This window comes from Cryobacterium cryoconiti, from assembly GCF_004403065.1.
GTDB classification, from domain to species: domain Bacteria; phylum Actinomycetota; class Actinomycetes; order Actinomycetales; family Microbacteriaceae; genus Cryobacterium; species Cryobacterium cryoconiti.
Genome location: NZ_SOHA01000019.1, coordinates 17649 through 31810 on the forward strand (window position 1 = coordinate 17649; position 14162 = coordinate 31810).

A 14162-nucleotide genomic window follows, 5' to 3' on the forward strand; every position below is an offset into this window, starting at 1 on the left:
GCCGCCCACACCGTGACAACGACATTCGAGCTGCCCGTGCACGCCGGGCAGACGTTCAGCGTCTCCGATGCGGTCGAACTCGCCGTCGTCGAGCGCAGCGGCTTCGTCGAGTCGAGGCATGCGGGCAGCGCGGTCGTGCTCACAAGCGAGGGCGCGGTCCTCCGCGCCCTCGGCGATGTGACCACCCCGATCTTCCCGCGGTCGTCGATGAAACCGTTCCAGGCCATCGCCGTGATGGCCAGCGGGGTCACCCTGCGCGGGGAGGACGCCGCCATCGCCACGGCCAGCCACACCGGCACGCAGCGCCACGCCGACCTCGTGCGCGGGCTCCTGGCCCGCGCCGGCATCCCCGAGACGGCGCTGGGCTGCCCGGCGGCCTGGCCGGACGACTCCCCCACCCGGGACGCCCTGGTGCGACTGGGAGCCGGCAAGGCCCCGATCTACATGAACTGTTCCGGCAAGCACGCCGCGATGCTCGTGGCCTGCCAGCAGAACGGCTGGGCCCTGTCCGGGTACCTGGAGCCGGGACATCCGTTGCAGAAGCGCATTCTCGACGTGGTCGAACGCTTCACGGGGGAACGCCCGTCGGCGTCCGGCGTCGACGGATGCGGCGCGCCGGTTCACGCGCTCTCCCTCACCGCCCTGGCCCGCGGCATCGCGCGCATCGCCACGTCCAAGTCGAACTCGCCGTTCGCCATCTACCGTGAGGCCGGCTTCCTCGGCGAAGCCATGCGGCAGAACGGCTGGGTCATCGCCGGACCGGGCATGCCCGACACGGTCGTGATCGACCGCCTGGGCCTGTTCGTGAAGTCCGGCGCCGAGGGAATCTGCGTGGCGTCCGCCGCCAACGGCACCACTGTCGCCCTCAAGATGCTCGACGGCAACCTGCGGGCGACCATGATCGTGGCCCTGCGCCTGCTGGCGGATGCCGGAGCGATCGCCCACTCCGACGTCGACGCGATCGTGCCCGAGCTGCACCTCGCGGTGCAGGGCGGCGGTCTGCCGGTCGGCGAGATCCGCGCCAGCTACGTGTAACGCACACCACCAGCCCGTCAGATCGGCCCGGCCCGCGCACCAACGCGGGCCGGGCCGAAACGCGCAGCCGTCGCGTCAGCCCTGTTTCGCCAACCGCTTCGCCCGGGCCGCGCGGGACACCTGGGCGGTGATCACGATCACGAGGGCGAAGATGAACACCGCCGACGCGATCACGTTCGCCTCGGCCGGGATACCCCGGGCGGCGGACACGTAGATGTACTTGGGGAACGTGGTCACCGGCCCGGAGTTGAAGTTGGTGATGATGAAGTCGTCGAAGCTGAGCGCGAAGGACAGCAGCGCGGCCGCCAGGATGCCGGGCAGCAGTAGTGGGAAGGTGATCCGGGCGAACACCTGGGTTGCGGAACCGTAGAGGTCCCGGCCGGCCTCCTCGAGCGCGGGGTCCAGGCCCGCGACGCGCGCCTTGACGGTCACCACAACGAAGCTGATGCAGAACATGGTGTGCGCCAGGATGATCGTGACCATGTCCTTCGGCACGCCGACCGACAGGAACTGCGCGGCCAGGCCTGCGCCGAGCACGACCTCGGGTGTGGCCATCGGCAGGAACAGGAGCAGGCTCGTCTGGGACCGGAACCGGAACCGGTACCGCACCAGGGCGATCGCGATCATGGTGCCGAGCGTGGTCGCGGCCACCGTGGCCACCACGCCGATCAGGATGCTGTTGCCGAACGCCTCGCAGACGGCGCCGTTCTGCACCTGGCACACGTTGAGCCACTTGTCGAAGGTGAAGCCGCGCCAGGTGATGTTGGACTTCTGTGAGTCGTTGAACGAGAACACGAACGTGTAGACGATCGGCACCATCAGGAAGATCAGCGCCAGCAGCGTGTAGAGCGGCAGCAGCCACTTGCCCAGGGAGAATTTCACAGCAGCTCCTCCGTGCCGGAACGTTTCACGTAGATGCTCACGATCACCAGGATCACCGACATCAGGATGATCGACAGCGCCGCCGCCGCCGGATAGTTCTGCAGCACCAGGAAGTTGGCCTCGATCACATTACCGATCATCTGGGTGTCCGGTCCGCCGAGGAAGTCGCGGCTCGCATTGATGTAGTCGCCGGCGGCCGGGATGAAGGTCAGCAGTGTGCCGGCCACGATGCCGGGCATCGACAGCGGGATCGTGATCTTGCGGAACACGTCGAACGGACGTGCGTAGAGGTCGCTGCCGGCCTCGAGATAGCGCAGGTCGAGCCGTTCGAGCGTCGTGTACAGCGGCAGGGTCATGAACGGGATGAAGTTGTAGGTCAGCCCGAAGATCACGGCGACGGGAGTGCCGGTGAAGTAGGCATCCGGTGCAATCAGCGACAGGGCCTTGAGAGACGTGATCACGAACGACTCGTCGGACAGGAGCTGTTTCCAGGCCAGGGTGCGCAGCAGGAAGCTGATGAAGAACGGCGCGATCACCAGCACCAGCATGAGGCTCTGCAGCAACGGCCAGGCCCTGGCCTTCACGCCGATGAAGTAGGCCAGCGGATAGCTGAACACCAGGGCGAGCACGGTGGCGATCAGCGCGTAGCCGAAGGAACGCATGATGTGCGGCCAGTAGGCCGTGATCACCTCGACGTAGTTCTCCCAGCGGAACGCGTAGGAGTACTGGCCGACGTCCCCGAATCCCGAGGGAGCCTGGAACGAGGTCAGCAGCAGCGACACGAGGGGGGCCAGGAAGAACAGCACCAGATAGAGGATGCCCGGCAACAGCAGGAGCAGGGCGATCGGGCTCTTGCGGCGGGGGGCCGCTTCGGTGCCGGTGGTGCCGGCGGAGAATGCCGCGAAGGCCATCCTAGGCTCCCTCAAGCTCCGTGAGCAGGGAGGAGCGCTTCTGCGTCGCGATGCTCCGGGTGGTGTCGTCGGCCTCGAAGCGGGGCTCCGCCGAGGCGTCGTCCTCGAGTCCGAAGCCGTGCTCGATGTTCCAGCTCATCCACACCTCGGAACCCTCGTGGGCGACAGGGCCGAACGCCATGTTCTGCGCGAAGACGATCAGGTTGCCGATGCCCGGCACCTCGACGATGTACTGGGTGCTGACCCCGCTGAAGGAGACGTCGACCACGTGTCCGGGGCCCATCACGTTGCGGGCCACGTCATCGACGGGCTCGGTCAGGTGCAGGGTCAGTTTCTCCGGGCGTACGCCGATGGTCACCTCGCCGGTGTGCCGGTGCGCGCGGGCTGCCGGGACCACGACCTTCTGACCGGCGACGTCCACCGAGATGGCCTCGCTGGTGCTGCCGACGACGGGGCCGGTGAACAGGTTCGACTGGCCGAGGAAGTTGGCGACGAATGCCGTACGCGGCAGCTCGTAGAGCTCCTCGGGGGCACCCATCTGCTCGATCCGACCCTTGTTCATCACCGCGACGGTGTCGGCCATGGTCATGGCCTCCTCCTGGTCGTGGGTGACGTGCAGGAAGGTCAGGCCGACCTCTTCCTGGATGGTCTTGAGCTCGAGTTGCATCTGTCGCCGCAACTTCAGGTCGAGCGCGCCGAGCGGCTCGTCGAGCAGCAGCAGGGCCGGCCGGTTCACGATCGCGCGGGCGAGGGCCACGCGCTGCTGCTGCCCGCCGGAGAGCTGCTGCGGCCGGCGCGACGCGAGATGGTCCAGCTCCACCAGGCGCAGCGCCTCGTGGGCCTTGGCGACCGGGTCGCCGATCCGGCGCCGGCGCAGCCCGAAGGCGACGTTCTCCAGCACGGTCATGTGCGGGAAGAGGGCATAGCTTTGGAACACCGTGTTGACCGGACGCTGGAACGATTTCTGGTTCGTCACATCCGTGCCGCCGATCAGGATGCGCCCGGCGGTCGGCTCTTCGAGGCCGGCCACCAGGCGCAGCGTGGTGGTCTTGCCGCAGCCGGACGGGCCCAGCAGGGCGAAGAACGACCCGGCCGGGATCTTCAGGTCGAGGTGCTCGATCGCGGTGAAGCCCGGGAACCTCTTCTGGATGCCGACGAGCTCGAGGTCGGCCCCGGCGCTGGCGAATTCTCCGCTGGACATCCCTACGAACCCAGCAGGATGCCCTGGAAGGCGGCGTCGTATTTCTGCTCTTCCGCGCCGGTCAGGGTGCGGAAGACCCGCGCCTTGGCCAGAGTCGCATCGTCCGGGAAGATCAGCTGGTTGTTAGCCAGTTCGGGGTCGATCGCCATCGCGGCTTCCTTGGCCCCGACGACGGGTGTGATGTAGTTCACGTAGGCGGCGACCTCGGCGGCGACGGCCGGGTCGTAGTAGTAGTCGATCAGCGTCTCGACGTTGCGCTTGTGCGTGGAGCCGATCGGCACCAGGAAGTTGTCATTCCACAGGGTGCCGCCCTTGTCGGGGACCACGAAGTCCCACTTGTCGCCGTTCTCGGCGTTGAGCTGCACGATGTCGCCGGACCAGACGATGGCGGCGAGGGTGTCCTCATTGATGAGGTCTTCCTTGTACGAGTTGCCCTTGATGTTGCGCACCTGGCCGTCGGCGACCTGCTTCTCCAGCACGTCGATCGCGGCGAAGTACTCGTCGTCGCCCCAATCGCCGGCGATGTCGACCCCCATGTCGGACATGATCAGGCCCATGGTGTCGCGCATCTCGGACAGGACGCCGACTCGGCCCTTGAGGTCGGGGCCCCACAGGTCCTCAACCGAAGCCAGGCCGTTCGGCAGCTTCTCCTTGTTCCAGCAGATGCCGGCGAATCCGCCCTGCCACGGCACGCTCATCTTGCGGCCGGGGTCGAAGCCGACGTCTTTCAGGGACGGGATCAGGTTCTTCAAGTTGGGGATGTTGGCCAGGTCGAGTTCCTGCGTGTAACCGAAACGGATCCAGCGGCCGACCATCCAGTCGGTCAGGCAGACGGCGTCGGCGCCGATGTCCTTGCCGAGGGCGAGCTGGTCCTTGACCTTGCCGTAGTAGGTGTTGTTGTCGTCGACGGCCTCGGTGTATTCCACCTTGATGCCGGTCTCGGCCGTGAACGCGTCCAGGGTGGGGTAGTTGCCGGCGTCGTCGACGTCGATGTAGAGCGCCCAGTTGTCCCAGCGCACGAGCTTGCTGGTGTCGGACTCGTCGGGGGCTGCGGTGGGCTTGGTCGCCCCGCCGGTCGAGCACGCGGCGAGCGCCAGGGCCGCGGCCCCGCCGCCGGCTCCGGCGAGGAGGGTGCGTCGCCCCATCTGGGTCGCCCGCGCCTGACGGACGAGCTGAGCAATCATGGGATCGGCGGGCAACGGCCTGGGCTTCATGGTCGGGTCTCCTTGCACTTCTCAGCGGGTGAGCTCTCACGGCTTGCGTAGCGAGTTGGTCGATACTCGCACAGGACCGCCCCCGGCGCACCCAAGAGAGGCCGAATCGTTAATTTTTGCTCATCTCAGGCACGAGATCAGCACCGTTCGCCGTTGTTTTCTTTCGAAAAGGGCCGTGGGGCGGCGGTAGGCTGGCGCCCAGAACCTGAGGTCCACCGCCGCGGGTGTGCAGCAAGGGAGCGCCATGAGGGTCGCAGTTCCGGCAGAGATCAAGAACAACGAGTTCCGGGTGGCGATCACCCCGGCCGGCGTGCAGGATCTGGTGGCGCACGGGCACGAGGTGCTGATCGAGACGGGGGCCGGGCGCGGCTCCGGACTCAGCGACGAGAGCTACGCCGCCTCCGGCGCCACGATCCTGCCGGATGCCGCGTCCGCCTGGGCCGCCGCCGATCTGCTCCTCAAGGTGAAGGAGCCCATCCCGAGCGAATACGGCTATTTCCGCCCGGACCTGCTGCTGTTCACCTACCTGCACCTGGCCGCCGAACCGGCCCTGACCCGGGCGCTGCTGGCGAGCGGCGTCACGGCCATCGCCTACGAGACCGTGCAGCTTCCGACGGGGGCGCTGCCGCTGCTCGCACCGATGAGCGAGGTCGCCGGCCGCCTGGCGCCCATCGTGGGTGCCCACGCGATGCTCAAGCCCAATGGCGGACCGGGCCTGCTCGTGCCCGGGGTGCCGGGAACGCATCCGGCCCGGGTCACCGTGCTGGGCGGCGGCGTGGCCGGAACCGCCGCCCTGCAGGTTGCCGTCGGACTCGGCGCCCAGGTGACCGTGCTCGACACGAATCTGTTCCGCCTGCGCGAGATCGACGCCTTGTACTACGGACGGGTGCAGACCGTGGCCTCGAACAGCTATGAGATCGACCGGGCCCTGCTGACCTCCGACCTGGTGATCGGGTCGGTGCTGATCCCCGGTGCCCGTGCTCCCAAACTGGTCAGCACCGAACTCGTCTCCCGCATGAAGCCGGGCAGCGTACTCGTGGACATCGCCGTGGACCAGGGCGGATGCTTCGCCGACTCGCATCCGACGACGCACGCCGATCCAACCTTCCTGGTGCACCAGTCGCTGTTCTACTGCGTCGCGAACATGCCCGGCGCCGTGCCCAGCACGAGTACCTCGGCGCTCACGAACGCGACGCTGCCCTACGTTCGATTGATCGCGACCCGAGGCTGGAAGGATGCGCTGCGAACGGATGCCGCTCTCGCCGCCGGACTCTCCACGGTCGGCGGCCGGGTCACCAGCGCTCCCGTGGCGACCGCGCACTCGCTGCCGCTTCTCGAGCTGGTGGAGGTCCTGGCCTGAAGCCGGTGAGGGAGATCACGGCCGCGGCCGCAGCGCGGCCCGCCGCACGGTTCCGTCGGGCTGCAGCACCCAGACCCGGTCGCGGCCCGGTGCCAGCGGCGGCGGCAGGTCCCGTCGGCGACTGATCGCACGGTAGTCGGCGAGGCTGCACCCGTCGAACACGAGGTCGGCGCTCCGGCGCAGGATGCTCAGCAACGACCACTGTGCCTGCCAGGCGTCCACGTCGCCGACGAAGACGGTGCCCGTTTCCGCCTCGGTCAGTCGGAGCGATCCGGGGCCGGCCGGCTCTGCCTCCGCCGTGCGCCGTGCCTCCGCCACCGCTGCCGGGGACGCCGAGGCCAGGTCGATGACCCGTGTTCCGGGCACCGCCCCGAACGACGCGGCCGCGCGGGCCGGGGCACCCGCAACGACGAGCAGCGTGCGACCCGGCCTCCCGGCCGGTGTCACGGGATCCGGGTGGACCGCGGGGCTCACACGGACAAGGTCGTCGGGCGTGGAACCCAGCGCGTCCGGTTGCAGGAGCTGAATACGGTGGCCCTGCCAGCTGCCGCCGCCCGGCGGAAGACCCGTATCGAACAGCGCGGCAACGCCCCCGGCCGCGACGTGCTCGGGCACATCGGGCAGGCGCAGGATCAGGCGGCTGCGGCACAGCGCCGGCAGCGCCTGCAGGGAGCCCGTGAGGCGCTGCGCGGCGATGATGATGCGCAGGCCACCCTCCGCCCCGTCCCGAAGCAGCCCGGCCAGCAGTTCGAGGGCCGCCGGGCGGTATTCCTGGTCCCAGCGTGCGTGCACGGAATCGAAGTCGTCGAGCACCAGCAGCCGGGAGGCCGCACGCTCCCCGGCCTCGAGGCGACGGCGCGCCTCGACGAGGGCATCCCAGACGGTTTCGATATCCCCGCCAGGCCGGTCGACCGGCCCGGCGGGTGCGAACTGGGCCGCGATCGAGGCCAGGGCCGTACTCTTGCCCGACCGCCCGCCACCGATCACGAGCAGGCTTTCGTCGGTTGCAGGGTCGTAGCGGGCCACCCGGTAGCGCTGCGACTCCGGTTCGTCGAGCAGCCCGAGCAGACAGCCGGGGGCAGCCTCGTCGACCGCTGCGCCGGACTCCACCAGGGCGAGCAGCGTGCCCCGGCGGACGGCGGCGGGCAGCGGGTCGAGCCACGGGCGCCGGAGGACCGTCGCACTGCCGTGCCGGTCGGCCACAGCCCGGATGTCGGGGGCCGCGGTCGTGGCCACCTGGCAGAGCTCCGGCCCCGAGGACGCCACGGCGATCAGGCACCGTCCGGGCGCCTCCGCGGACAGGGCCGCTGCGGCATCCGTGCCCAGCACGGCGACACTGTCCGCGCGGTTGTTCACTCGCAGCGACAACCGCAGGGTGCAGTTGGCGAGCAGCGCGTCGCGCACGACGCCCGTGGGCCGCTGCGTGCAGAGGATGAGATGCACCCCCAGGGATCGGCCGCGCGCGGCCACGTCGACGAACAGGGCGTGCAGGTCGGGAAAAGTCGTGAGCATGGTGGCGAACTCGTCGATCACGATGACGAGCCGGGGCAGAGCCTGTTGCGTGTTCTGCGCCGCCAGGTCGACGATGTCGCGCACGCCGGCACGCCGTAGTACGCGCTCCCGATAGGTGAGCTCGGCAGCCAGGCTGGCCAGCGCCCGGTTCGCCTGGTGCCCGTCCAGATCGGTGATCAGTCCCACGCAGTGCGGCAGGGCTCGGAGCGGGGCGAACGCGGCGCCGCCCTTGAAATCGACCAACAGGAACGTCACCTCGGCGGGTCCGGCAACCGCGGCCATCGCCGCCACCCACGTCACGAGCAGCTCGCTCTTGCCGCTGCCGGTCGTTCCGCCGACCACCGCGTGCGGCCCGGCGGCCACCAGGTCCAGCGAGACCTCTCCCTGCTCGCCGACACCGATCACGCAATTCAGGCTCAGCGCTGCGGAACGTCGGTACCGGGGATGAGCGTCGAGCAGGTGTCCCGACAGCTCGCCCAGGCAAACGGATGCGGGGATCGAGCGCCGGCCCCGCACCAGTCCGGCCGCCCCCGCCCGCGCGGTCAGTTCGTCGGCGACTCGCAGCGCCTGCACCGCGGTGATCAGCTCGGGTCGGAAGGCGGTGCCCCAGGCATGTTCGGCGGAACGCATGACCTCGGCCCGGGACGGCCCCTGCACGCGCACGATGGTGTCGCAGCCCCAGGGGAGTTCGTCGACTGCGCGGGCGAGGGCAACGACCAGCGTCGTCCCGGTTCCCCCCGGTCCCCCGGCCGTGCCGAGGGCCTGCCCGGTCGCCGGGGCTTCACAGACCACGACCCGGCGGGCCGAAGGCTGCCCCGCGTCGTGCGGCAGAGCCGCAACCCAGGCCCAGCCGCTGTCGGGCACGCGGATGGCGACCTGGTCGGGCGGAAGAGCGCACGCCAGCTGCACGAGCAGTCCCCGGGCCAGAGCCCGCCCGAGCGGAAGCGGCCCCACGATGCCGACGCCGCCGCCGACATCCGCGCCGATGGGAGCGTCGGTGAGCGTGGCCGCCCAGTCGCGCAGGGCGCGGTGGTCGTCGGGACCGGAACCGCCGTCGAGCCGCAACCCGCTGGGCACCGCTCCGAATCCCAGGCTCACCTCGGTGCCGGCGCACGCCCCGCTGGTCGAACCCGAGGAGGCCCACCGCAGGGCCGAGTGCGGGGCCGCCACGATGTCGTTGGCCGACGGAGTGCGTTGCCGTCTCAGGCGGCGCAGTTGCTCGTGGCGCAGAGACACCTCCGCCCGCAGAGCCACCAGGGCGCGCTCCTCGTCGGCTGCGGCAGCGCGCCGGGCGCGGCGGCCGGTACGGCGGGCGTCCACCATGCCGGCCACGGCGATGACCGGGCCGAGAACCGCGAAGATCAGCACGAATGCCGAACCGGTGATCAACCAGATCACCCCGGCCGCGGCCAGCGGCGCGAGACTGGCGACCAGCGGGAACCCCGGCCGCGGCGAGTCGGCGGGGCGAGCGGGAAGGGTCAGCGGGACGTCGGCTCGGATCACCGCACCAGCAGAGCACGTCAGGGAGGCGCTCGAACGGTGCCGACGCGCATCCGTGCGGGGTCGGCACCGGGCCGCGCTGTGGAGGGACCGGTGGCGCAACCGCGAGTGCGGGTCGCAATCCGGCCGAGGACGTGAGGCCCCGTTTCAGTTCAGGATGAAGAACTGATCCGCGATCTCGACGCGGGAACCGCGCGGCACGCGGTAACGCCGTCCCGGTTCGCAGCGCACGGACGCGGCATCCGGGCGACGGATGATGGTGCCGTTTCCCGAGAATCGGTCACTGACCCAGAACTCGCCGTCGTGCTGACCGAATTCGAGGTGGCTCTTCGACACGGAACGGCCCAGGTCGTTGATCTGCACCAGGATGTCGACGTGTTCGGCCGGTTGGGGCAGCGGCCGGCGGCCGATCAGCCCCGTGCCGTGGGCGGACACCGTCTCCCCCGTGCTGAACTGGAGCACGAAGAGCGAGGCGGTCGGCTGCACGGGCACTGCGACGGGCACCGGAGCCGGGGTTGGAACCGGGGTTGGAGCCGGGGTTGGAGCTGGGGTTGGAGCCGGGGTTGGAGCCGGAGCCGGATCCTGCGCCCGCGGTGACGCCGGCACGATTTCGGTCTGCCAGTCCTCCCCGATCGGCACCGAGATGACCACGCGCTGGCGGGGCAGAGGCTGGATCACCGTGGTGTCGCTCGGACGGGGATCCGGTCGTTTCCTGGTTTGCGGCGTTGCCGTGCTCGAACTGCCGCATTCGCCGCAGAACATGGCGCCGGTGGGAAGCTGTGCCCCGCAGATCAGGCAATTCACGTGCGCACTCCTCCCTGGCCCGGGCGGCTCCCCGGTGGCAGCGTCCGACGAACGGATGCCCTTCCAGCGTACCGACCCAGCGAGCGCAACGACACGAGCGCCCGCAGCCGCACCGAACGCTTCTTCCCCGCGCCCAGCGAGCGGCGCAGTTCGGTGACCGCGTTCCATACCTCCTCGGCGTCCGCGTTGCCCGGCCGTTCCGGTGAGAACACGGCCCGGTCCACCGCCGTCGCGACCATGCGCGGTCGCGCCCCGGATACCAGCATCGCCAGTTCGGTGCGGGTGGCTCCCACCGGAACGTCGATGCCGTAGTCGAGCGCGGCGTCGGAGAATTCGCGCCAGCCGCCCCGGATCCGGTCGAGCGGCGCGGCACGGTTGCGACGCCGACGCCGACGCCGCGCCTTGGCCGCGATGATCAGCAGGAAGGGTGAGAGCACGATGCCGAGGCCGAGGAGGGTCCACCCGGCCACCGCGGCGGCGGCAAGCAGGAACGCCAGCAGCGGGTTCGGCGGTGCGGGCGGATCGTCGGTGGTGCTTTCCGGCGGTGCGAGATCGCGGATTTCCGGCGGATCGGGAAGGGCCGGCGGCACGACGGTCTGCGGCCGGGAGACGACGGTCGGATCGTCGGGCGCCCGGGCCGGGATCTCGCGCACGGGCGGATTCGGATCGATCGTGGCCCAGCCGTCGGTGGACTGCACCTCGACCCAGGCCGACACATCGGATCCGACGACCGAGACGGTGGCGGCACCGGGCGCCGACCCTGCAGACCCTGCCGACTCAGCCGACTCCGCCGCTGGCTGTGGGACGAATCCGACGACGACCCGCGCCGGAAAGCCGATCCGGCGAGCCATCAGAGCCGCCGCCACGGCGTACTGCTCGGCGTCACCGAGCATGGGCTGGTCGGTGAACAGTTCACTGATCCGGTCGGCGCCGTGGCCCGACCGGCTCACGGGCTCGTCCGGCAGGATGCCGTGGCTGATGTAGCCATCCGTCGCCAGCCCGTCGAGGATGGCCTGCAGCTGCACCCCGGGCGCGTCACCGGCGCGAACGTAGCGGGCGAGCGCCTGTTCGAGTTCGTCCGGCAGAACCGGAGGCTCGGGCAGCACGGCGGTACCGGGCCGCAGGTCGGCCAGGGTGCCGGGCGCCCTCGGCACGACGGCCGAGGTCTGGTAACTGTCTCCCCGGACCAGGCCCGTGAGCACCGCAGCAGTGCCGCTGTTGTCGTTATAGAAGAAGGAATCGGACCGCGAAGTCCGGGTCGGCCCGGTGAAGGTGATCCGCTCGAGTTGGCCCGTGCCGGGCACCCAGACACCGGTGTAGTCGGCGATCGTCACCGTCAGCCGGGTCTCGTCGCCGTCGACGGCGGACTGGTCCAGACGGTCCGGCAGCCGGGTGAAGGAGCCGGAGGCGCTGCTGACCTGGTCGCTGCCCACGGAGTAGACGATCCCGTCGTAGCTGTCGAGGGTGGCCAGGCGCAACCGGCCGCCGCTCGGCAACCCGGCCACCTCGAGCATCACGGCATCCGCCTGCCCGTCCTGCAGGTAGCCGCGGAATTCGCTCAGCGGGCTCGGGTAGTCCCGGGGGTCGAACGGTTGCTGCACCCGGGCGCGCAGAACGTCCCGCGGCACGTCGGCCGGCAGCAGGAGTGCGGCGCCGGTGCCGGCGGCGACGGCGATCGCAACGATGACGGCGGCGCTGACCAGCCCGCGGGCGGCCGCGACGTGCCGGTCGGACGACGAAGCGGTGGTGCGGCGGGACTGCTGCAACGAGACTCTCAGCACCGAGCGACGGCGCATCCAGCGGAACCAGAGCAGCCAGAACAGGAGCACGACGAAGAGCCCGAGGCCGGTTCCGATCGGGGCATGCTCGACCGTCGGCCCCAGGATGATCCCGGCCACGAACAGGGCCGCCGGGGCCAGGGTTCCGAACTCGCCGACGCGGGTGCGGAGGGCCACCGAAAGCCCGACCACGGTGCTGAGCAGCACCAGGATGAAAGCCGGCACGAGCAGCGCCTGATAGGAACCGACCGGCAGCACGATGGTCACCAGCTGCTTCCAGCCGAGCGCCGTCGCGACGACCAGGTCGAGCAAGCCGCTCAGGGAGGGCAGAACGCCGCGCACCGCTTGCCCGGGCACCGCCAGCGGCACCCCGGCGAGCAGGTAGACGCCCACGGTCGCCAGCCCCACCAGCCACGCCGCCCAGCGGAAGAGCGCCCCCAGAATGGCGATGATCGAACCCAGTACGAAAGTCACGCCGACCAGGACGACGAACTCGCGGCTCTGATAGACCGGCCAGAACGACGCGCTGGCCGTGAGGGTCGCCAGGAACAGCCCGATCGTGTTCCCGACGATGAAACGCCAGTCCAGACGGATGCCGCGGGCCGTCAGTCCGTCGCGGCGCACCCCGGTTCCGCGCCGGCCCCTCCCGCTCATACCGCCTTCGTTCGGCTGAGGCTCTGCTGCAGGTCCTCGAGATAGCCGATGGTGAGCACGCTCAGCTCGGCCACCCGGCGGAAGCTGGGAACGGTCTCCGGATCACAGACCACGGCGACGACGTCGACCCCGGTGGGGAAGCGGCCGGCGGACGTGCGCAGCTGGGAGAGGGTGGTGGCCGACCCGCAAACGAGGAAGGCGACCGAGATACCGGCCACCGTGTCCGCGGCGGCCTTGGCCAGCTCGCTGACCGGCAGGGCGGCACCCAAGCGATCCACGCCGCTGAGATCGTCGAGCAGCCGGGTGCGGGTGAGGGTGCTGAGCGGCCGGAGGGCCGGCATCCGTCGCCGCGTGGATTCCGGCGGCGCCACGCTGACGACCACGGAGACCGTGCGGGCATCACGGATGGCCCGCACGCCCAGGCTCCCGGCGACGCTGACGGCCATCTCGAACTCCTCCTCGCCGGCGTAGTCGGATTCGGCCAGGCTGAGCGCGACCATGAGGTGGCTGCGCCGGGATTCCTCGAATTGGCGCACCATGTACCGGCCGGTCTTCGCCGTGCTCTTCCAGTGGATGGTGCGCCGTTCGTCACCGGGGACGTACTCGCGCAGGGCGTGGAAGGAGACGTCGCTGTTCGTCAGGTCGCGCGTGGGATTGCCCTCGAGGTCGCGGATGAAACCGGTGCTCATGCTCGGAATCGACACGGTCCGCGGGTGCACGAACAGTTCCACCCGCTCGGCCCAGACGACTTCCCGGCGCAGCAAGCCGATCGGGTCGGCGCGCGCCGTTCGCACCGGACCGATCGGGATGACTCCGCGCTTGCGCGTCGGCACGATGAAGACGTCCTCGAAGCTGCCGCCGCGAGCGAGGCTCGGCATCGAGAACTCGGCCATCCCTGCCCCGACGGGCACCTCGACGCTCACCCCCGGCAGCCGTCGACGGGTCGGGTTCGAGACGGTCACCTGGCCGGGGACCCGCTCCCCCACCACGACGCGGTCCACGGGCAGGAGCAGGTGGATGTCGAACGCGTTCCGTCCGATCAGGAAAGTGGATGCCGCGACGATCAGCACGAGTCCGGTCCAGCCGATCACGACGAGCTCGGTCCAGCCGAGCGCATACCCGAACAGGAATGCGGTGCAGACGACGACCAGGCTGGCCCAACCGAGCGGGGTGACCACGGTCGAGAGTGCTCCCAGCGCCCGGGCGAGCACCGCGGCGGCCGTGCTGCCGGCCCGCACGATTCGTGCGATGAGGTCGGCCAGGCGGCCGTCGCCGGCGTCCGGCCCCGGCGCAGCGACCGCGGCCGGCAGC

At 70.2% G+C, this 14162-nt stretch carries 10 protein-coding genes; 2 read left to right on the top strand and 8 right to left on the bottom strand.

The features are described 5' to 3' along the window. Window positions 1–12 precede the first annotated feature (12 nt). Entirely contained in the window at window positions 13–1035 is a 1023-nt protein-coding gene (locus E3T49_RS07215) for an asparaginase (RefSeq protein ID WP_241972701.1), read from the top strand. 75 nt (window positions 1036–1110) lie between these two features. On the opposite strand, the gene E3T49_RS07220 is transcribed toward E3T49_RS07215, so the two are convergent. Genes E3T49_RS07220 through E3T49_RS07235 form a run of 4 tightly spaced genes read right to left on the bottom strand, consistent with a single transcriptional unit; the run spans window position 1111 to window position 5243 of the window. Further along, window positions 1111–1917 carry an ABC transporter permease gene (locus tag E3T49_RS07220; protein ID WP_174722398.1) on the bottom strand — a complete coding sequence of 269 codons (807 nt, stop codon included), beginning with the start codon at window positions 1915–1917 and terminating at the stop codon, window positions 1111–1113. Beyond that, window positions 1914–2828 carry an ABC transporter permease gene (locus E3T49_RS07225; RefSeq protein WP_134424291.1) on the bottom strand — a complete coding sequence of 305 codons (915 nt, stop codon included), beginning with the start codon at window positions 2826–2828 and terminating at the stop codon, window positions 1914–1916. Before E3T49_RS07225 ends, E3T49_RS07220 begins: the two co-directional genes overlap by 4 nt. Window position 2829: 1 nt before the next feature. Further along, window positions 2830–4029, bottom strand: a complete 1200-nt coding sequence (locus E3T49_RS07230) for an ABC transporter ATP-binding protein (protein ID WP_134424292.1) — start codon at window positions 4027–4029, stop codon at window positions 2830–2832. Window positions 4030–4031: 2 nt separating this feature from the next. Beyond that, a complete protein-coding gene (locus E3T49_RS07235) occupies window positions 4032–5243 on the bottom strand; it encodes a polyamine ABC transporter substrate-binding protein (protein WP_134424293.1) in 1212 nt (403 codons plus the stop codon). Window positions 5244–5487: 244 nt separating this feature from the next. Between E3T49_RS07235 and ald the strand changes: the two genes are divergently transcribed. After that, window positions 5488–6603 (top strand): alanine dehydrogenase, encoded by a 1116-nt coding sequence (gene ald, locus E3T49_RS07240; RefSeq protein WP_134424294.1) that lies wholly within the window; start codon window positions 5488–5490, stop codon window positions 6601–6603. Between the two features lie 15 nt (window positions 6604–6618). On the opposite strand, the gene E3T49_RS07245 is transcribed toward ald, so the two are convergent. The 4 genes from E3T49_RS07245 to E3T49_RS07260 all read right to left on the bottom strand — a co-directional run bounded on the left by E3T49_RS07245 (window position 6619) and on the right by E3T49_RS07260 (window position 14161). Beyond that, window positions 6619–9618 carry an FtsK/SpoIIIE domain-containing protein gene (locus tag E3T49_RS07245; protein WP_134424295.1) on the bottom strand — a complete coding sequence of 1000 codons (3000 nt, stop codon included), beginning with the start codon at window positions 9616–9618 and terminating at the stop codon, window positions 6619–6621. 144 nt (window positions 9619–9762) lie between these two features. Next, a complete protein-coding gene (locus tag E3T49_RS07250) occupies window positions 9763–10119 on the bottom strand; it encodes an FHA domain-containing protein (RefSeq protein WP_134424296.1) in 357 nt (118 codons plus the stop codon). Window positions 10120–10415: 296 nt separating this feature from the next. Then, window positions 10416–12851 carry a transglutaminase TgpA family protein gene (locus E3T49_RS07255; protein WP_134424297.1) on the bottom strand — a complete coding sequence of 812 codons (2436 nt, stop codon included), beginning with the start codon at window positions 12849–12851 and terminating at the stop codon, window positions 10416–10418. Beyond that, entirely contained in the window at window positions 12848–14161 is a 1314-nt protein-coding gene (locus E3T49_RS07260; protein WP_134424298.1) for a DUF58 domain-containing protein, read from the bottom strand. The genes E3T49_RS07255 and E3T49_RS07260 overlap by 4 nt, the downstream gene beginning before the upstream one ends. Window position 14162: the final 1 nt, after the last annotated feature.